This window comes from Gordonia sp. YC-XJ4 (assembly GCF_059511865.1).
The window spans coordinates 5,798,419-5,817,170 of sequence record NZ_CM183447.1; the positions used below are offsets into that span (position 1 = coordinate 5,798,419).

The window sequence follows — 18,752 nt, forward strand, 5'->3', positions numbered from 1 at the left end:
TTTGTCGGTACCCCTTCGTACACTTGTTCTCATCAGGTCCGATCGTGGGAGGGGAGGTACCTGGTGTCGACGATGTTGACGTTCACTGACCCGGAAGCCGACGTCGCCGCGATCGCAGCCATGTCGCGCGATGAGCTCACCGAGACCGGCCCTGATCTGTTGCGCCAATCGCGTAAGCATGAGGCCCGGACGGTGCTTGCTGCCGCCGCGCTGGCGGAGCGGGTGTATCGCGAGCGTTTGGCGGGCCAGTCCGAGGTCGAGGTGTGGGGCTCGGTGATCGAACATGCCGACAAACTCGCACGCGCCGAAGTGTCTCTGCAGTTCAAGATCTCCCGCAGTAAGGCCGGCAGCTGGATAGCGCTGGCGGATCTGTTGGAGAAGTTCCCGCTCATCCGCGCCGCCTACCTGAACGGGGAACTCTCCACCAACCGGGCCTCGATCATGGCGCGCGCCGCCCAGCGTGGCGAGAACATCGACACCACCGACACCGACACCGTCGAGGCCGGGGACAAAGAGGAGATGACGTTCGAAGAGATCGTCCTGGAATACGGATCCCGCGCCACCACCGATCCGGTGCTGTCGCAACAGCTCGACGCTGCGTTGATTTCAATGAACCCCGACAGTGTCACCGAGGAACGCGAAGACATCGCCGACCTGGTGGGACACGTGACCATCACCCCCGATGTTGCCGGGCACTCCTCTCTGGATGCGGTTGTTCCCGCCCACTACGGGGTGTTTCTCACAACGCAGATCAACGCCCTCATTGACGAACGGACCTGCCGCAAGGACCCCCGCCGCGTGGGATCGCTGCGGGTGATCGCACTCGGGGAGATCACCGGCGTGCCCGGAGCCCGGCTCGACTGCGAATGCGGCCAAGATGATTGCCCGAAACGAGGTAGCGGCACCGACAGCAACGGGTCGGCCGAAACACCCTCTGACGCCGAGGATGCGGCAGCGTGGGACGACCTGCTACCCGAACCTGCCGACGCCGACGCTCCCGCAGTCGAGTTGGTGGAGTTGGTCGAGCCGGTCGCCGAACCCGAGATCCCCGACCCGATGAATCCACCGACGCCGGAAGAGGTTCCGGTGTCGTTCGGACGGGCCCTGGTCGTACCCGGCGCACCCGTACTGACCGTGTTGAAGGACCCGGACGGGATTCTCGTACCGCGGTTGCAGGGATACGGGCCCATCGACCGCGATTACGCCGCGACTTTGGCCGAGATTGCGAAGACCATCCACTACCCCGAATCCGCCCGCACGGCTGGTCCGTTGATCCCGCAGATCGCCGACCGCGCGCAGGCACCGCCGGCCGATCCGACCGGACACGGCGGTCACACCGTGCCACCCCCTGGGGCATTGACCTATGCACCCAGCGCTGCGTTGCGCGCTGAGGTGCTGGCCAACGACGCATGGTGCCGATACCCGTACTGCGGGATGCCGTCACACCTGTGCGACCTCGATCATTGGCGACCCTTCAACCACACCGACCCCAAGGCCGGAGGGTGGACGGTACTCGGTGACCTCATCCCACTGTGTCGGGCCGATCATCAGCGGAAGCATCTTGGGGAGTGGGTGCCGACGCTCTACGCCGATCGGAGGGTGGAGTGGCGGAACCGACGGACCGGGCAGGTGATTGTCACCTACCCGCGGTGACGGTCGCTTTTGCTGTGGGGTGGAACCAGCTGTGGCTCAACGGGTCTCGAGGCCCGGCGCCTGGGGCGCCGGGCACCTCGACCATCGGGGGGAAGGGTTCTCGACCATCGGGGGGAGGTCCTCGACCACCAGGGGAAGGCACCTCGACCATCGGGGGTTCCGACGACCCGGATCTCTCAGATCCCCATCACCTCGCGATAGTGGGCGTACGCACCGGCCACCTCGTCCTCGGTGAGACCGAACTCTTCGAGCGAATACCGGTGCACGCCATGGGCATTCTGCCGATGGGACTGTCGGTGCCGATGCATGGCGGCACGGGTCGGGCCGTCGAGTTCCAGGCCTGCGGCAGCGTAGATCCGGTCGATCTGCGCCATTGGGTCCGCAATGAGGTCGTCGTACCGCACGTCGACGAATCGGTCCGGATGGTGTTGGCGTACGACGAGCGCCCGTTCGGTCATGTCGACGTTGCGGCGCAACCAATGTCGCGCGACGGCGGCGGCATCGACGGAGTCGGAGAACATCGAATGGCCGTGAGCGAGCATGCTCGAGAACGAGGCTGTGGTGCGCACCGGGTCGCGGTGGGTGTTGACGATGACCGCGTCGGGAAACACGTCGAGCAGTGTGTCGAGGTGTTCGAGATGCGCGGGGGTCTTGAGCACCCAGTGCGGTCGTCGGTCCTGCCGCGCAAGTACCTGCAACAGCACCTTCAGATACTCGTACGACGGGCGGACGTCCTGGCGCGCCAACCACTCGGCATACGCAGGTACGTTCAGCATCGCCTCCGGCACCTGGGATAACAGTGAATACTCCTGCAGCAGAACATCTTCCTCCGGACCGTCGGCCTCGACGGCGTGGATGGCGAAGAACTGTGGGTTCAGGTATCGCAGGGCGAGTTCGGCGAGCTTGGTCTGCGCAATTCGCACACGTGGCCGTTCACCTGCCCGCTCCCATCGGCTCGGCAGCAGGTGCACCACCTCCCACGATTGCACCGCGCGCACCCGCGGATCAGCGCCGATCAGCCGGTGCAACATGGTGGTTCCGCTGCGCTGCAGGCCGGCGATCACGATCGGCGGCGTGATCGGCTCGTCGAGTACCTCGGGCTCGGCCTCCAGCAGTGCGGCCACGCGTAAGCGCGTCGTGAGCAGACCGTGCAGGCGTGCGCGAATCACCAGCGCCCCGAAATAGCTGAGGTTCGCCTCGTCGACAATCGAACGGGTCAACACATCGAGAGCTTCGTCGGTCAGCGCGTCGGCTTCCCATGCCCGCCTCGCCGACCTCTCGGCGCGCCGCCGCAGGGCGTCGGCGGACAGATCCGGACCGAGACCACGTCGAACCAGCTCGGCACCAACATGATTGAGCGCTCGGATACCACGTCGCCGAAACGGCACGAATCCGTCAGACATCGAGAGACCCGGGCGTCAGAGTTCGCGAACCTGAGCGACCGGCACCACCCGGGTCCGTGGTTGCGGATGATCTTGGGCCCGAATCCAACGGAAAGTCATTCCGCCACAGTCATGTCCGGTGGTGTGCAGCCAGTTCGGCACACCAGGGTCGGTGTGCGCGACGACGATTCGCACGCTCCCGTCGGGCCGATACTTGGCGGTGTGCTTGTTGACATGGATCGTCGAATACCGGTAATCCAGCGACTCGAGCCAGTGATTGTCGAGTTGGAAGTTCCACGCCTCGCACTCGGGGATCTCCGCGTCGATCACCAGCGCCTCATCGGGTCGCAGGCGCCAATAGCTGTGGTAGTAGATGATATTCGGGTCTCCACCGGCCTTCGTCGATTTCTCCGGATCGAACATGGGGAGTTCGTTGGTGTGCTCGGCGAAGTCATGCGCCCACTTGGCGAACAGCATCGACGCGCCGGCCACAAGCAGACTCGCCTTTCCGAGCCCGGCATCGAGCTGTGCGGCGGTGAGCGGCTCGGGCGCCGGTGGCGCCTGGTCGTTGCCGGCACCGACAGCCGGATCGTAGAGCTCGATGTGCAGATCGGCGGGCACCTCGGTGGTGCGATCGGCGAAGGTCTGACGCACGATCAGCAGCCCGGTATCAGCGGTCATCGGCAACCAATTGCCGTCCTGCCCCTCAGGCCAGGGGCGGGTCGCACTGACGATCAACTCGAAGGTGCCGTCGTCGGCGATCTGCAGGTCCGAGGCCTCGACGTATCCGGTCGTCGGCATCTGCCCGCCCTGACCGTAATTGCCCTCCTGCGTCCCGAAGCCGAGATAGTCGACGGTGCCGCGCGTTCCGCTGATGCGGTAGGTGAGCGTCCCGTCGATCGTCGCATTCTGGTAGTAGTTGTCGGGGTTGTCCGAGCCCATCTTGGCGGTCTCATGAATCATCCTGCGCAGCACGGGCGCTCGCGGGTCTGCGTATTCGACGAACGCTTCGAGTCCGGCGCGGGTGAGCCGCGACAGATAGCGATAACCCTCGGCCTGGGTCAGCGGATCGGTCGGCGTCCCCGGGTACATGATCGATGCGCCCGCCGATTTCAGCGTGTCGCAGAACTCCTCCCACGCCTTGCCGGTGGCCACCCGCGCCTCGGCGACGTCATCGGGAGTCTTGCCGCGTACCTTCAGCCAGGCCACGCGGGCCCGCCGGAATCCGTCGAGTGCCGAGGTCGCCAGTGTTCGGCCGTTCATGCCCGATCTCCGTTCATGCCCGCCTACATCGTCCAGTACTCACCTTACGACTCGGCGGGCCCGCTCAGAACGACTTGCGCGCAGTCTTCGGATCGCCGTAGGTGATGGCGCGTTCGCGACGGGTGTCGGTGAGCAGCGTCGCCGCCCAGGTCACCAGGGTTCCGGTGCGGTTGCGGACACCGGCGAGAAAGGCGATGTGGATCGCACCCCACGCCAGCCAGCCCACCCGACCCGACAGGCGCAGCGGACCGGTCTCCAGAATCGCGTTCTTCCGGGAGATGTAGGCGGCGCTACCGAAGTCCCGGTACCGAAACGCAGGTCGCTCGGAGCCTCCGGCGAGGAGCCCGGCAATCACCTCTCCGGCGTGCCTGCCACCCTGCATCGCCACCTCCGCGACGCCGGGCAACTCCTTGTAGGAGCTGATGTCACCGACGACGAAGATGTCCGGATGGCCCGGAACCGACAGGTCGTCCCCAACCGGGATGGTGCCGCCGTGGTCCTGTTTCACCCCGATCGCGTCGGCGAGCGCCTTCACGAACGGCACCGCCTCAACGCCGGTCGTCCACAGCGTGGTGCGGGCACCGAAGGTGCGCACCTCCCCGGACTTCTTCTCGGTGATCTCGACGGTGTCGGCACCGACGTCGGTGACGTGCACCCCGAAATGTGTTTCCACGCCCAGGCGTTCAAGGGTGCGCAACGCGCTCGTCGACAGCGACGGACTGAACGACGGCAACAGTCGGTCGGCCCCCTGGAACAGCATCACCCGCGCCTCATCCGGGTCGATGCTGCGGAACTCGCGCTCCAACGCGTTGTGCGCCAATTCCCGGATCTGGCCTGCCAATTCGACACCCGTGGGCCCGCCGCCGGCGATGGCGAAGGTCAGCCACGGCTTGCGCTGTTCGGGATCGGGCAGGGTCTCGGCGACCTCGAATGCGCCCATCACCTTGCGGCGGATGGCAAGTGCGTCGTCGAGGGTCTTCATCCCGATGGTGTGCTCCATCAGATGTTCGTTGCCGTGGTAGGCGGTGCGCATGCCGACCGCGACGACGAGGTAGTCGTATCCGACCTGCTCGACCGACGAGTCGAGCCGGGTGACGGTGACCGTGCGCGCCGCGGGATCGATGTCGGTCGCCTCGGCGCAGTAGACGTCGGCGTTGCGTTGCCTGCGCAGCAGGTGCCGGATCGGGCTGCTGATCGAGCCCTCCGACAGCAGTCCCGTCGCGCACTGATAGAGCAACGGCTGGAACAGGTGACTCGTACCGCGATCGATGACCGTCACCTTCGCGTTCGCGCGCCGGAGGCTGCGCGCCGCGTGCATACCGGCGAAACCGGCACCGATGATGACCACGTGCGGCCGGGTGTCCCGGCGGGGTTGGGACGCATTCACCTCGCCGATTGTGGCAGAAAGTCCGACGCCACGACGGGACCCTCAGCTCTTGACCGGTACCGCCGAGGTCACCGCGACGGTTACCGCCGCCGCTGCAGCGGTCGCCGCGAAGACCGACGGCCACGCACCGATCTTCTTCGCCAGGGGATGCGAGATGGCGAAGGCGGCAACGTAGCTGCCGAGCAGGCCGCCCGCGACCGCGGGTCCGCGCCGCAGCCATTCGCGGGTGCAGTAGGCGCCGGCCGAGGTGACGACGACGCCGCCGAGTTCGCGACGGCCCGTCGCACGAAAAGCGCCGAAACCGCCGACCAGGCCGACGGCGACACCAGCGACAGTGGGATCGAATGCCATGCTCGTCAGCCTACGCAGGTCACTCACCCAGCAGGTACTTGCGCTGCATCCGCTTCCACAGTTCGAGGTGCGGATCGGTTCGCGGGTCACGGCGGTCGATCAGATAGGTCGTGGCCACCCCACGCATGCTCGAGAGCAGCACCGGATACAGCGCCGCATATCCCGGCGCCGAGGTCAGTTCCGGGCCCAGGAATCCATCGACCGCCGACCTCACCGTCGCGCCGATCTCCCGTTCGGTGGGTAGCAGCGCGGTCCGCAACGCCTCGTTGGTGCGCGCGGCGATCCACAGTTCCATCGACGCGACGAAGTAAGGCTGGTGAAACGTCGACCACCCCACCTCGGTCGCCTGCGAGATCCGCTCCACCGGATCGTCGGGCCAGTCGATCCCGAAGGGCAACTCGGCCAGCCGCGTTCGGGCGAGATGCCCGACCGCGGCCATCAGCAACGCATCCTTGGACGGATAATGGTGCAGCATGCGCCCACGGGTCACACCCGCCTCGGCCTGGATCGCAACGGTGCTGGTGTGCGCATAGCCACGCTCGACCAGAACCCGAAGTGCCGCATTGAGAATCGTGACACGGGTCAGGTCACTTCGCCGCTGTCGCGGGGCAGGTCGGCCTCGGTCCGCGTCGTCGGGAAGCGAGGTCACATGTCCAGCCTAGGACAGTCACACGTCGAGAATGTGCGGCAGCCCGGCGCGATAGCGGTCCCGGTCCTGCGCCTTGAGCGGATCGAGCATCGGCAGTTCCCACAGCGGGTACACCGCGGCATGCGGCGCCGGACTGTCCGCGGCGTCGAGGATCGCATTGGTCACCCGACGCCCGGACTCGTTGGCACCCTCCATGGTTGCCAGATCGATGTTGGTGCGGACGTGGTCGCCGCCGATGAACAGATTCGCGATCGAGGTGGCGACGCCGGGACGATGCGGCAACGAGCCTGCGGTGTTGACCATCAGCGGGGTCGCGTTGGCGATGGTGGGGGACCAGGTGATCCCGGGATCGAGCGACCAGGTCACGATGTCCTCGCTTCGCAGGAGCTCTCGCCCACCGGAATTCATCGCCTTCGACATCTGCGCCCACACCTCCTTGGCGATCTCGTCACGGGTGCACTGCTTGGCGGTCCTGCCGTAGAGGATTCCCGGTGTGTCCCAATCGGAGATGTCGATCGACAGGCAATCCTTGCTGCGTCCGTCACCGTAGGTCCGGGCGAAGTCGACGCCCCACGGCGCCGCCTGGAACAGACCGGTCAACGCCCAGGGGGTTCCCAACGCCGCGATGTGGCCAGGCGGCAGATTCGAGCGGCGGGACAGGAAGTACTGGATGCCCACCATCCAATCATCCTGCAGGCGAGAGATTCCGGAGAGCTCCGGTGCTGCCCCGAGGACGGCCGACCCCAACAAGGGGCGGATCCGATCCAGCGGCATCGCGGCGACGTACCAGTCGGCGTCCACCCGCCGTCCGGAGCTGGTGTGAACCCCGGTGATCTGCTTGTCACCGACCTCGAATGCCGCTGCCCCCTCCCCCATCTCGAACCGCACACCCGCCCGGCGCAGATAGGCGACCCACGGGTCGATCCACGCATGATTGGTGGGGGCGTTGAGGATTCGGTCGACACCACCCTGGACCAGTCCCGCCTCGTAGTTGCCGATCAGGCCGGTCGCCGAGGTCGCCAACGCCAGGCCGATCTGCCCGATGGTCCGCGCCGAGGCGGTCTGCGATTTCGCCGCGACCAGCGCCCGGGTCAGCGCCCCGGCCAGATACCGCCGATAGGCCGGCGACTTGGTGTCGGCCTTGACGAACTGCATCCAGGATTGGTTCTCCCACTGGCCGACTCGGCGTTCGGTGCAACTCGTGGCGATGATGAGTTCCCGGGTGACGAAGTAGGCGAGTTCGGCCGGCGGTATGTCGACGACGAATTTCAGACCGGTCGTCAGCGCATTACGCACGTTGTCCAGGGCCGCGAGGGCCCCGGCATGGTCGATCATTCCCACGATGGAGGCGGGCGCGATCGTCGGGGCATACCCGGCGTCGGCGAATGCGACGACGGCGGTGTCGACGTCGACGAGGTGCCGGCTCTTCACGGTGCCGCCGCCGGGCACCGGAATCCGCGACATGGTATCGGGGACATGCTGATAGCAGCCGGGGAAGAAGCGGAAGCCGTGTTCGCCCGGCAGCGCCATCCGACCTCCGGCCGCAGTACCGGGCACGTCGTGGCTGCGCGCCTTACCACCGAGGTAGGCCGGCTCGTAGACGGTCACCGCGAATCCGCGCTCGACGAGTTCGTGCGCCGCCGACAGACCGGCCATCCCGCCGCCGAAGATCGCCACCCGCCGCCGTCGGGCCGGAGTCGGCGGTACCGCCCGCGCCGCCGGAACCGCGACCCCCGGCATCGCGACCGCGGTTCCGGCGAGCACGGCGGCCGCGGCCGCACCGGTCAGGAATCGACGGCGTGACACACCCGAGTCCTGTGCCGACGTCGCGTCGCCACGTGCATTCAGATCACTTCCCGACATTCGACTCCCCCGTACAAGTCGTCCACGACAGTCGGCCGACCATAACAGTCAGCCTTGACTCTTTCGGTAAGTAATTTCTACCACCATCGCCATCCTCGGTGGGACGTTTCGGCGAAAACGTATCGACGGCCGTCGTCGAGGCCTGCTGTCACACTGGACTGCATGGCCCGTCTGTCTGCAAACCTCACCCCGTGACCGAACCGATGCCCGGCACGGCCGCCGGACCCGAAACACCCACGCCGACCATCCTTCTCGTGACCGGCAACCACGCCAACGCCCTGTCCGACGAGTTCGGCCGCTACCGGCGCGACTACCACGTACGCTGCGTGTCCTCGGCGATCGAGGCCATCACCACCCTCGGACAACTGTCCTCGCAGGGTGAGCCGATCGCGCTCATCGTCGCCGAATCCGAACTATCGGACATGCCGATCCTCGAGGCACTCGGCACCTTCCGCAGCATCGTCCCCACCGCCCGACGCGTCGTCGTCATCCACTGGGACCGCTTCGCCACGACGTCGGAAGCACTTCGGATTCCGTTGCGCAAGGGCAAGTTCGACACATTCCTACTCATGCCGCGCGGAGCCCGGGACGAGGAGTTCCACTACGCGATCACCGAGATGCTCTCGGATTGGGGCGCCACGATCGCCGCGCCCGTCGTCGAATCGATTCGCATCATCGCCGACACGGAAAGCCCACTGACACTGGAGATCCGCGACCTCCTCGACCGCATGGGCATGCCGCACCGCACCCACACCCCCGACAGCCCCGCCGGACGCGAGGCGCAGGCGGCCTTCGACCACAGCGCAATCGACGGCACCGACACCACCGACGGCCCGAGGTTCCCCCTGGTCCAGTCGATGGTCAGCAAGTCCCACCGCACGGTCATCGCCCCGGACTCGGCGCGCGACGTGTCGGTGATGATGTACGGGCGCCCGTCGGATGTGGCCGAGGACTCCGTGGTGGATCTCGCGATCGCCGGAGCCGGCCCGGCCGGCCTGGCCGCCGCGGTCTACGCCGCCAGCGAGGGGTTGTCGACGGTGGTCATCGAGTCCTCGGCGATCGGCGGCCAGGCCGGCACGAGTTCGATGATCCGCAACTACCTCGGCTTCCCGCGCGGCATCTCCGGCATGCGGCTGGCCCAGCGCGCCCGCACCCAGGCGGTGCGCTTCGGCGCGCGGTTCTATTCGGGTTGGGCCGTCGAACGACTCGAAGTCGGCGTCGAGAACCGGCCGCATTGCCTGATCACCGACGGTGGCGACGTGCGCGCACACGCGGTACTCATCGCCAGCGGGGTCGCCTACCGCCGGCTCGGCGTCGACTCCCTCGAGGCACTCGTCGGGCTCGGGGTGTTCTACGGGGCGGCGATGTCGGCGGCACGCGAGATGGAGGGCCGCGACGTCATCGTCGTCGGCGGCGGCAACTCCGCCGGGCAGGCCGCGATCCACCTCGCCCGATTTGCGCGATCGGTGACGATTGTCGTCCGGCGCGCCGACCTCACCTCGACGATGTCGCAGTACCTGATCGGCGAGATCGCCTATCACCCGCGGATCAGCGTCTGCGGCGGGTGCGAGGTCGTCGACGGCGGTGGATCGCCGACGCTGGATCGGATCACGCTGCGCCACCGCAGCACCGGCACGCTCGAGGAGCGGGCCGTCGGCGGTCTGTTCCTGCTCATCGGCGCGGAGCCGCACTGCGAATGGATCCCCGACGACATCGCCCGTGACGCACGCGGTTTCGTTCTCACCGGGCGTGATGTTCCCAAGGATCGCTGGGGCGACGGGCTACCGCCGGCGAACCTGGCGACCAGCGCACCGGGCGTGTTCGCGGCCGGCGACATCCGTTCGGGGTCGATGAAGCGGGTCGCATCGGCGTCCGGGGAGGGTGCCGGTGTGGTCCCGCTGGTGCACCAATGGGTGGAGGCCAGAGCGCTCGGCTGACCGCAGCTCAGTCATCGAGCGCGGCGTGGAACTCCGCGACCCGCGGCCACGTCTGGCTTGTGGCCGCCTCACCGGCGATCAGGCCGAGATGGCTGGTCTCGACGGTGGTGAAGTGCACCTGCGGGGAATCGGCGAGCACTTCCACGCCGTGACGCACCGCCTGCCAACTGGCGATGGCGTCGCGGTGACTGCCGAACAGCGCGATCGGAACTGCGATCGAGGTGAGGTCCACGCGGCGTCCGCCGAAATCGACCACACCGGACGCGAGTTCGCCGCGGTAGACGAAGTTCTCCCACATCTGTTCCGACACCTTGCCCGCATATCCGGGCATCGAGTTCTGGAAACGATCGATGACCTGCATGCGTGCCAGCGCCTCGGTGTCGTGAGCGTTGCGCATGATGTAGCCGGGCTTCTTCAGTTCCCGCTGCCACGCGGTCCCGCGGTAGGCGATGCGCACCAGCGGGGCGGGGATGCCGCCGAATGCCCGCAATGCCGCGGTGACGGCCTTGCCGCCGGTCGGCTTCATCACCTTCTTGACCAGCGGATACGGAGGCACCGCGTCGTAATCCAGGGGTGTGCCGATGGCGGCGATCGAGCGGATCGGCAGTTCCGGGTGCGCGGCGGCCGTCAACAAGCTGATCGTGCCGCCGATACTCCACGCCACCAGATCCACCTGCTCGGCGCCCGGGTGGTCGTCGAGGACCCGGTCGATGGCCTGCGGGACGATGTCGTCGAAGTAGTCCTCGAACCCCATGTCCCGCTCGGCGCGACCGACCTCACCGAAGTCCACCACATACGGCACCCGACCAATCTCGAGGAACCGTTCGACCACCGATTGGCCGGGTCCGAGGTCGTAGCAACGCGCCGACACCGCGAGCGGCGGTACGAGCAACACCGGCGGCCGCCCCGTGGCGCGGGCCGCGGCGACCTGCTCGTCGGTGCCGTATCGCCGCAGCTCACGGTGTGCACCCGGATACAGGACGGTGTGCGGGGTCTCGATGTCCGGGGCCACCTGATGTCCACCCGCCAAACGCAGGACCAGCAGGGCACCATCCAGTGTCGACATGCGCCGCAATCTACGCGACCGGCCGCCGGCGATCTCTATGAGGCGTGCTCGCGGGAGTCGGCGTCGGAGTCCTCGTCCCAGAATCCGACGGCCTCGAGACTGCGGATCAGTCGGTCGCGGGCATCGGCGAATCGCGCGTGGATCTCCTCGCGGATCGCGCTCTCGTCACCGTCGCGCAGATAACCGATGAGACGACGATGACTGGCCACCGCCTGCCGGCCCCACTCGGAGTCCTGGGCGTACAGCTCATCGGGCGAATACTTGTTGGCGGAGAACAGGAACCACGCCAGCTTCTTGCTGTGCGCCATCAGGTTCACCCGACGATGAAAGGCGAACTCGCGATCCAGCACGCGGTCGGCGTTGCCCGCGGTCACCGCCTTCTCCAACTCGTCGACGATCTCGGCGAGGTCGGTGAGGCTTCTCGGGAGGTCCGGGTCGGCGATGGCGTGGGTCGCCAGCCGCGCCGACAACTCGGCCTGCATCCAGAAGATGTCGACGATGTCGCCGCGTCCCAGGCTCTCCACGATGAAGCCGCGATGCGGTGACGACCGGACCAATCCCTCCCCGCGCAGCGTCACCAGCGCCTCACGTACCGGTGTGACACTGCACCCGAGCGCCGATGCGGTCTCGTCGAGCCGGATGAACTCCCCCGGCCGGATCTCGCCGGTCATGATGCGCGTCCGCAGATGGTCGGCGACCTCGTCGGTGAGCTGTCGACGACCCAGCCGCACAGCAGCCATCGCCTGTCCTCCTGTCCTCATCCCCGTCCCGACGACTCGATGACCGAGGCCGGACGGGCGCGGTGGCGGCGCTCGTTCGGCCGTCGCAGGGCCGCGGGGTATATACGATCAGTCAACCGTACGGTGCGCACGCTCGCCAGCGGATGGATCGGGCAATTGTCACGTAGACGTGGACGGTGACCGGACACACTCACACCATCGGCCTGTCGTGCTTCATCCGGCTGCGCAGATCACGCATCAACATGCGGCTGCCGCCGAATCTGATCGACTTCGGCAGGAACTTGTTGACCACGGAGACGAAGGTGAACAGGTGCTCGAAACGTCTGCGGTCGTCGTCGGTCCATTCCAGGCCGAGCTGATCGCGGTAGATCGGCGGCAGCGAGCCGATCGTCAGAAAGCGCAGCAGATTCACGAACGGCAACCGGATCAGTGGGTTGATCATCCGCAGATCGACGAGGTCGTTGAGGAACTCACACGTCGTGTCGTCGATCACGATCCGTTGGCACGCCACGTTCCAGTAGTGGTCGAACTCCTTGCGGGTGGCCGGCCACATGTCCTCGGGGACCTGTAGGGTGGTGCCGAGTGTCTTGCCCGATTGGTAGAACTCGTCGGCTTCCTCCTCGGTCATCACCCCGTGCAGCAGGATGTGCATGTCCTCGATGCCGACGAACAGACACGCCGCCACCCACATTTGCAGTTCCCGGTTGAAGGCGTTGTATTTCACCGGACTCTGATCGTCGGAGCGGACGTGACGATGCGCGGAGTTGACGGCCTCCCGGAAGGCCGCCTTCTCCTCTTCGGTGCCGAGGATCGCGACGGCGAGGTACTGGCCGGTGGTGCGGGCCCGTTTCCACGGGTGGTGCATCAGCGAGCCCGATTCGACCTTGCTCTCCATGACGCCGTAGGCGACTTCGGGCCAGCCGAGTTGCATGACGACGTTGGCCGCACCGCCGGCGAAGGACCAGAAGTCGATGGCCTCCTGGATGCGGGCGGGTTTGCGCAGGCTCGTGGCGCGGCGTTTGCGGGTGGTGATCTTGATACGTGTTCTGGCGGTGGTGAGTTCGGGCGCGGTGTGGTCGAGATCAGGGAGATAGCTGGTGGCCATGACGGTCCCTTTCGTCGGTGGGAGGTGCTCGGGTGGGTGGCGCGACCTCAGATGGTCTCGACGTTGTCGACGAGCCAGTGGTCGCCGGATCGTTTGAGGGTGACCAGCATTCGGTACGGCTGGTTCTTTCCGTCGGGGGCGACGACGTTGGTGGCCTTCTGATTCACGAAGAGCAGGACCGTCGCCGTGCCGGCATCGATGTTCTCCACCGCGGCGTGGGGGACCTCGGCGGTCGCCTCCCCCTTGCCGTCGGTGACGATCTGGGTCAATGCCGACACCATCTCGCTGTACTTGGCCGCGAAGTTCTCCGTCGACATCGACGCGATCGCATCACGGTTCTTGTTGAGGTCCCGATAGTCGAAGCTCGAGAGCTTGATCGCGTAATCACGTGCGGTGTCGGTGGCCTGTGTGCGCATCTGCGCGGTCACCGCGCCGTCGGAGTCGTTGCCCGAGAACGCCTCGTACCCGAAGTATCCGGCGAGGGCGATCGCTGCGACGAGTAGCACCGCCAGCACGCCGGTGATCCACGGCAGCACCCGACGCCGCTCCGATGCCGATGTGCGCCCCGACGTCGGCGTGTTCACCGAGTCCTGTTGCGAGTCACCGGGTTCGGTGTCGGCGGGTTGGGTGGCCGCCGGCTCGGCCTCCGATGTGACCGCCGCGGCCTTGGTGCGCTTCTTGCCAAGCGGACTGTTCTTGGGCACCGACACCGCCACCTTTGCCGTCGGCTCGGTCCCGGTGCCCGAATCCTGTTGTGCCGAATCCTGTTGTGCCGTCTTCTCACTCGCGGTGATGTCAGTTGCCATGTTGTGCCCTTTCGAGGAGTTCGCGCCACCATTGCAGGAGTTCGGCGCCGTTGGGGATCAGGAGGGGATCGGTGACCGCCGGTGGACCCGACACCCCACCGGGACTCGTCCAGGAGGACGTTCCGAGATCGTCGGGACGCGGCGCGTTCATCGCGCCCCGCTGTTCGAGTCCGTTGCCGGGCGGGCAGTACCGGGTGAGGTTCGGGTCCGAGGGCGTGAGATCGCCGACGGTGCGCCGCGGTTCGTCGTAGAACATGCACACCGGCCCCTGGGTCCCGATGAGCGCGAAGTCGCCGCGGCCGTTCTTGACGATGGACCGCAGGTCGATCAGACCCTGCGGGATCGTTTGCAGGCCGGTCTGCAGGGCCGCCGAACGGTTGCTGATGACCGGTTCCACGGTGGCCAGGTTGGCCAGTACCCCACCGAAGGTCCCGCGGTACTTGTCGAACAGTTGTTGTGCGTGGTTCAGCGCTGCCGGGGAGTGATCGAGCAGGTAGACGAACACCGGTTGTTCGGAGTCGAGCTGATCGGTGAAGGAGGCCACCGATCGCATCCCGGTCTCGAACGATGCGGTGTTGTCACTCATCGCGTGCAGGACGTTGAGCCAGTCACCGAAGAGCCCCTGCAGGATCGGCGCATTGCGACTGACCAGATCCGACAGTTGGAGTCCGTTGGACACCAGGGTGTTCAACGAATCGGGGTTCTCGCCGAAGGCCTGGTACATCTCGTTGCCGACCGTCGCGAGGTTGCCCGGGCCGATGCTCTCGAGCACCTTGGCGGCCTGCGCGATGATCGCATCCATCTGCATCGGCTGCTTGTCGGCGGGCGCGGCGATGGTGTCACCGCTGTGTAGATAGGGCCCGTCGTCGGAACTCGGGATGATGTCGACGCTCTGGATGCCGGCCATCGTGGCCATGGTCACCTGCATGTACGCGTTCTTCGGGATGCGAGTGCTGCCACGCACGACGAGCTCGACATTCGCGGCATCTCCCGACCCGTCGAGCGTGACCGAGTGCACGGTGCCGATGTCGACCCCGCGCAGGGTGACGCCGGTCCCCGCGGTGAGGCCGAAGGCATTGTCCATCCGGGCGTGCAGGGTGAGCTTGTCGCCGAAGCCTTCCGGGCCGGCGACGAAGTTGATGCCGTAGGGGATGACGATCGCCGCGATGATCAGGAAGATCGCGAACTGGATCGATCCGGTCGGCAGCTCATATCGCTTGCCGTGCAGGGTGAGTGCCATGTCAGCGACCTCCGTTCGGTCGCGTCGGGCGGCCCGGCCGGTGGGCGCCGGGGAGTCCGCCGGTGAGGGCGTCGGTGAGATCGCCGGGTGTCGGCAGCGGCTGCCCCGACAGCAGCATCCCGCCGGTGAGGATCTTGTCGATGCCGCCGGGGATGTCGAGGGCACCGTCGAACACCAGGTAGTCGCCACGGATCGACCGGGTGAAGTTGGCCATGAACTGATTCATGTGCGTCAGCGTCTGCCCCACGTTGTCGTTGAAGGTGCCCAGCGAACTCACGAGCGCGTTCGCGTCGGTCACCAGCGAATTCAATTGTGGTTGCCGGCCCCGGGTGATCGCGTCGGCGCTGCGGGCCAGTGAGGTGGTCTGTGACATCAGGGTGGCCAGCTGATCACGTTGCGCGGCCAGCACATTGACCGCAGCCGGGGTCTGCGACAAGAAGTCCTCGACGAGATTCTGCTGTCCGGCGAGCGTGTCGGTGACGTCGGCAGCCGCCGACATCGCCGCGTTGAAATCGTCGGTGTAGCGCGATGATCGGGCGAGCAGGCGGTTCAGGGTGTCGATCAGCACACCCACCTTGTCCGAGCGTTGGTCGAACGCCTCGTTCAGGCTCGCCATCACAGACTGCAATTGGCTCACACCGCTGCCGGAGAGGACGTTGCCCAGGGCCGCGAGGGTCCCTTCCACCTGCGGACCGACGCTGGTGGCGTCGAGACCGATGCGGGCACCCCCGCCGAGATGGCCCTGCGGGTTCTGCGGTGGGGTCAGCCGGATGAACGGGGTGCCCAGCGCCGACGGGAGTTCCACCGAGGCACGGACATTCGCCGGCAGATCGGTGTGGTCGTCGAGGGACAGCGTCAGTTGTGCGTGCCCACCATCGAGGGCGATGTCGGTGACCCGGCCGACGATCTGCTGGCCGCTGCGCACGTCGGAGCCGTCGACGACGCCGTCCGCGGTGCTCAGTTCGGCGGTCACGTCGAAGGTGCCACGCGCACCGGCCAACGGCAGATCCTGCAGTCCCGTCGCACACCCGCTCACACCGCAGGCCACTGTCAGCGCGGCCACGGCACCGATCGCCGGCCGCCGCCATCCACCGGCGCCTCGCATCGCTGCCATCAGCGGCCTCCCTGTGGGGGAAGGGCGCCACCGGAGATCGCCGAGACGATGCCCAGCGGGTCCGACGAGCTGATCGGGAACGAGATCGGATTGGTCAGTCCCGCACCGACACACAGCGGCATCGGGAATCGGTCACACAGCGGTTTGAGGGTCTTGAACTGTGTCAGTGTCGTCGAGATGTTCAGCCGGATTCGCCCCCGATGGTCGGGGCCGATCGTGCTCGACAGGTTCTGCATCATCAGTGGTGCGAGATCCATGAATTCGGCCAGTCCCGACTTGTTGGCGGCGAGGGTGTCGCCGAGCGCCTTGAGGTTGTCGGCGACCACGCCGACATCGTTGCCGTGGGCCATGACGAAGGCGTTGACCTGATCGAAGATCACCTTGAGATCGTTGATCGGGGTGGTGATGTCCTGGTTGGCCGAGGCCCACTGGTTGCTCAACGCTCCCATCGAGTCGATCAACCCGTCGAGGGAAACCTGTTTGGCCTGGAAGGTCTGCATGAGTTGGTTGAGTGAGTCGATGAGATCCTGAATGTCGTCGGCGTGGGCGCCGACGATCCCGCTCGCCGATGCCAATTGGCCCATCGCCGTGTTGAATTCGGGACCGCCGCCATCCCAGGACTGTGCGGTGCGGGCCAGCAGGGTTCCCACATCCGCCGACTGCGGATCGGCCGACGGGCCGAGGATCTTGGTCAGCGTGCCGAGGCTGCCCATCAATTGGTCGAAACTGATCGGCGAGTGCGTCCGCTGTTGGGGAATCGTATCGCCGTCGGCGAATTCGGGGCCCTTGGTGTAGGCCGGTCCGAGTTCGAGGTGACGGTCACTGATCACCGACGGGTTCAGGACGTAGGCCTGCACGTCGGCGGGCAGCCGGACGTCCCCGGCGATGGTCATCTCCACATGAACGTGATCGCCACGCGGATCGACGGCGGTGATCTGGCCGACCGGCACCCCGAGGACCGTCACCTTGGAACCGGTGTACAGGCCGTTGACGAAGGCGAAATCGGCGTTGACGCTGGTGGTGTCGGGACTACGGCCGAAGATGTACCACGTCCCGGCGACCAGCGCGGCGACCACCAGTAGTGCGGCGAAGATCTTCCCGCCATAGCGTTTCCGGTGCCGGACCTCGCGAACCTGACGAAAGGTCATCAGCGGCACCCCTGCATCACACCGAGCACACACAGCATGTTGTCGGGGATCACCGCCGACGGTGAGACGACGTCGGCCCAGTTGCCGTTGCCGGTGGCGTCGGTGACGGTGCGCATGGCCGGCGGCAGTTGTTGCAGGATCGCGTTGATGTGGTCCACGTTGTCTTTCAGGGTCGTCGTCACCGATTCGATGTTGGTGGTCAATTGCCCCATCGGTACCTGCGGGAAGGTGGCCGCCATCTGCCCGAGCACGATGCGTAGGTTGTCAACGAGCCGGGTCAGCACCACACGCCGGACCACGAGGGTCTGCACGATCGCCTGCGCGCTCGACAGCGCGTCGGAGATCGAATCGGTCTGTGCCGCGGTGACGGTGGCCAGTCGTTTGGACAGCGACAGCAGCTGGTCGAGTTGGGAGCCGGTCCCGGTGATGACCGATGCGGCGCCGGCCGCACCGCGCAGTGAGGCGTCGAGCGTCGTCGAATCCGGGATGATCGACTTCATCGTCGACATCATCGCCCGCAGCACGTCGGGGTCGATCTGTGCGGACGCGTTGACCGAGGCGGCCGAGATGTCGTCGAGACTGTACGGACTGTCGGTGCGGGACAGCGGGATCGTGTTGTCGGGGCCCACCTGTCCGTGCCCGCCGGGGACGATCTCCAGATAGCGCTTGCCGAGTACGGTGCGCAACCGGACACCGGCGCGGGTCTGATCACCCAGCGGCTGACCGTTGTCGAGCCGAAAGCCCACGCGCACATGGTCACCGGCGAGGTCGATGCTCTCGATCCGCCCGGCCGGTACCCCGGAGACGAGAACGGGGTCGGCGGTCGTCAGACCGGACGCATTGGCGAGGTCGGCGGCGTACGGCGAGGTCCGTAGTTCGTAGCGCAGCTGCGGGACACCGATCGCCACGAGGACGAGGACGAGCAGGGTGATGATGCCCGCGGTACCGAGGACCGCAGGCGAGGCTCCTTGAGAACGCTTGTCGGACTTGAAGACGAACTCGAGGATGCCGACGAAGACGTCGATCAATCTGACCAGGAACATTCGTG

At 66.5% G+C, this 18,752-nt stretch carries 16 protein-coding genes; 2 read left to right on the forward strand and 14 right to left on the reverse strand.

Features of this window, described 5'->3' with window-relative positions:
- Nucleotides 1-63: 63 nt before the first annotated feature.
- Nucleotides 64-1,653: an HNH endonuclease signature motif containing protein gene (locus AC5ZH6_RS26045; protein ID WP_496167989.1), complete on the forward strand. Its 1,590-nt coding sequence runs from the start codon at nt 64-66 to the stop codon at nt 1,651-1,653.
- A gap of 176 nt (nt 1,654-1,829) precedes the next feature.
- Here the strand turns inward: AC5ZH6_RS26045 and AC5ZH6_RS26050 are convergent, their stop codons facing one another.
- The 6 genes from AC5ZH6_RS26050 to AC5ZH6_RS26075 form a co-directional block, all read right to left on the reverse strand.
- Nucleotides 1,830-3,056 (reverse strand): sulfotransferase family protein, encoded by a 1,227-nt coding sequence (locus tag AC5ZH6_RS26050; RefSeq protein WP_020173123.1) that lies wholly within the window; start codon nt 3,054-3,056, stop codon nt 1,830-1,832.
- Between the two features lie 15 nt (nt 3,057-3,071).
- Complete coding sequence (locus AC5ZH6_RS26055; RefSeq protein ID WP_020173122.1) at nt 3,072-4,298, reverse strand: DUF1214 domain-containing protein; 1,227 nt, start codon at nt 4,296-4,298, stop codon at nt 3,072-3,074.
- A 64-nt stretch (nt 4,299-4,362) separates the two neighbouring features.
- On the reverse strand, nt 4,363-5,685 hold the full coding sequence (locus tag AC5ZH6_RS26060; protein ID WP_006371719.1) for an NAD(P)/FAD-dependent oxidoreductase: 1,323 nt from the start codon (nt 5,683-5,685) through the stop codon (nt 4,363-4,365).
- A gap of 42 nt (nt 5,686-5,727) precedes the next feature.
- On the reverse strand, nt 5,728-6,036 hold the full coding sequence (locus AC5ZH6_RS26065) for a hypothetical protein (RefSeq protein WP_020173121.1): 309 nt from the start codon (nt 6,034-6,036) through the stop codon (nt 5,728-5,730).
- A 19-nt stretch (nt 6,037-6,055) separates the two neighbouring features.
- Entirely contained in the window at nt 6,056-6,685 is a 630-nt protein-coding gene (locus AC5ZH6_RS26070; protein ID WP_014361913.1) for a TetR/AcrR family transcriptional regulator, read from the reverse strand.
- 18 nt (nt 6,686-6,703) lie between these two features.
- Complete coding sequence (locus AC5ZH6_RS26075; RefSeq protein ID WP_288336181.1) at nt 6,704-8,548, reverse strand: hydroxysqualene dehydroxylase; 1,845 nt, start codon at nt 8,546-8,548, stop codon at nt 6,704-6,706.
- Between the two features lie 203 nt (nt 8,549-8,751).
- On the opposite strand from AC5ZH6_RS26075, the gene AC5ZH6_RS26080 reads away from it, so the two are divergent.
- Nucleotides 8,752-10,485 carry an NAD(P)/FAD-dependent oxidoreductase gene (locus AC5ZH6_RS26080; RefSeq protein ID WP_288336199.1) on the forward strand — a complete coding sequence of 578 codons (1,734 nt, stop codon included), beginning with the start codon at nt 8,752-8,754 and terminating at the stop codon, nt 10,483-10,485.
- A 7-nt stretch (nt 10,486-10,492) separates the two neighbouring features.
- Here the strand turns inward: AC5ZH6_RS26080 and AC5ZH6_RS26085 are convergent, their stop codons facing one another.
- The 8 genes from AC5ZH6_RS26085 to AC5ZH6_RS26120 form a co-directional block, all read right to left on the reverse strand.
- Nucleotides 10,493-11,551, reverse strand: coding sequence for an alpha/beta hydrolase (locus tag AC5ZH6_RS26085; RefSeq protein ID WP_006371724.1), 1,059 nt, complete (start codon nt 11,549-11,551; stop codon nt 10,493-10,495).
- A gap of 35 nt (nt 11,552-11,586) precedes the next feature.
- On the reverse strand, nt 11,587-12,291 hold the full coding sequence (locus AC5ZH6_RS26090) for a GntR family transcriptional regulator (protein WP_006371725.1): 705 nt from the start codon (nt 12,289-12,291) through the stop codon (nt 11,587-11,589).
- 190 nt (nt 12,292-12,481) lie between these two features.
- Nucleotides 12,482-13,396, reverse strand: coding sequence for an oxygenase MpaB family protein (locus AC5ZH6_RS26095; protein WP_006371726.1), 915 nt, complete (start codon nt 13,394-13,396; stop codon nt 12,482-12,484).
- Nucleotides 13,397-13,443: 47 nt separating this feature from the next.
- Nucleotides 13,444-14,202: an Rv1363c family protein gene (locus AC5ZH6_RS26100; RefSeq protein WP_288336183.1), complete on the reverse strand. Its 759-nt coding sequence runs from the start codon at nt 14,200-14,202 to the stop codon at nt 13,444-13,446.
- The gene (locus tag AC5ZH6_RS26105; protein WP_288336185.1) at nt 14,192-15,442 is read right to left on the reverse strand and encodes an MlaD family protein; all 1,251 of its coding nucleotides are present in this window, start codon (nt 15,440-15,442) and stop codon (nt 14,192-14,194) included. The genes AC5ZH6_RS26100 and AC5ZH6_RS26105 overlap by 11 nt, the downstream gene beginning before the upstream one ends.
- A gap of 1 nt (nt 15,443) precedes the next feature.
- The gene (locus AC5ZH6_RS26110; RefSeq protein ID WP_006371729.1) at nt 15,444-16,556 is read right to left on the reverse strand and encodes an MCE family protein; all 1,113 of its coding nucleotides are present in this window, start codon (nt 16,554-16,556) and stop codon (nt 15,444-15,446) included.
- Entirely contained in the window at nt 16,556-17,704 is a 1,149-nt protein-coding gene (locus AC5ZH6_RS26115; protein WP_288336188.1) for an MCE family protein, read from the reverse strand. The genes AC5ZH6_RS26110 and AC5ZH6_RS26115 overlap by 1 nt, the downstream gene beginning before the upstream one ends.
- Nucleotides 17,704-18,747 carry an MlaD family protein gene (locus AC5ZH6_RS26120; RefSeq protein WP_014361923.1) on the reverse strand — a complete coding sequence of 348 codons (1,044 nt, stop codon included), beginning with the start codon at nt 18,745-18,747 and terminating at the stop codon, nt 17,704-17,706. The genes AC5ZH6_RS26115 and AC5ZH6_RS26120 overlap by 1 nt, the downstream gene beginning before the upstream one ends.
- Nucleotides 18,748-18,752 lie beyond the last annotated feature (5 nt).

Excerpts from the sequence above, each read along its gene's own strand:
- AC5ZH6_RS26050 (WP_020173123.1), bottom strand. The coding sequence starts at position 3,056 with ATGTCTGACGGATTCGTGCCGTTTCGGCGACGTGGTATCCGAGCGCTC.
- AC5ZH6_RS26055 (WP_020173122.1), bottom strand. The coding sequence starts at position 4,298 with ATGAACGGCCGAACACTGGCGACCTCGGCACTCGACGGATTCCGGCGG.
- AC5ZH6_RS26065 (WP_020173121.1), bottom strand. The coding sequence starts at position 6,036 with ATGGCATTCGATCCCACTGTCGCTGGTGTCGCCGTCGGCCTGGTCGGC.
- AC5ZH6_RS26075 (WP_288336181.1), bottom strand. The coding sequence starts at position 8,548 with ATGTCGGGAAGTGATCTGAATGCACGTGGCGACGCGACGTCGGCACAG.
- AC5ZH6_RS26080 (WP_288336199.1), top strand. The coding sequence starts at position 8,752 with ATGCCCGGCACGGCCGCCGGACCCGAAACACCCACGCCGACCATCCTT.
- AC5ZH6_RS26085 (WP_006371724.1), bottom strand. The coding sequence starts at position 11,551 with ATGTCGACACTGGATGGTGCCCTGCTGGTCCTGCGTTTGGCGGGTGGA.
- AC5ZH6_RS26090 (WP_006371725.1), bottom strand. The coding sequence starts at position 12,291 with ATGGCTGCTGTGCGGCTGGGTCGTCGACAGCTCACCGACGAGGTCGCC.
- AC5ZH6_RS26095 (WP_006371726.1), bottom strand. The coding sequence starts at position 13,396 with ATGGCCACCAGCTATCTCCCTGATCTCGACCACACCGCGCCCGAACTC.
- AC5ZH6_RS26100 (WP_288336183.1), bottom strand. The coding sequence starts at position 14,202 with ATGGCAACTGACATCACCGCGAGTGAGAAGACGGCACAACAGGATTCG.
- AC5ZH6_RS26105 (WP_288336185.1), bottom strand. The coding sequence starts at position 15,442 with ATGGCACTCACCCTGCACGGCAAGCGATATGAGCTGCCGACCGGATCG.
- AC5ZH6_RS26110 (WP_006371729.1), bottom strand. The coding sequence starts at position 16,556 with ATGGCAGCGATGCGAGGCGCCGGTGGATGGCGGCGGCCGGCGATCGGT.
- AC5ZH6_RS26115 (WP_288336188.1), bottom strand. The coding sequence starts at position 17,704 with ATGACCTTTCGTCAGGTTCGCGAGGTCCGGCACCGGAAACGCTATGGC.
- AC5ZH6_RS26120 (WP_014361923.1), bottom strand. The coding sequence starts at position 18,747 with ATGTTCCTGGTCAGATTGATCGACGTCTTCGTCGGCATCCTCGAGTTC.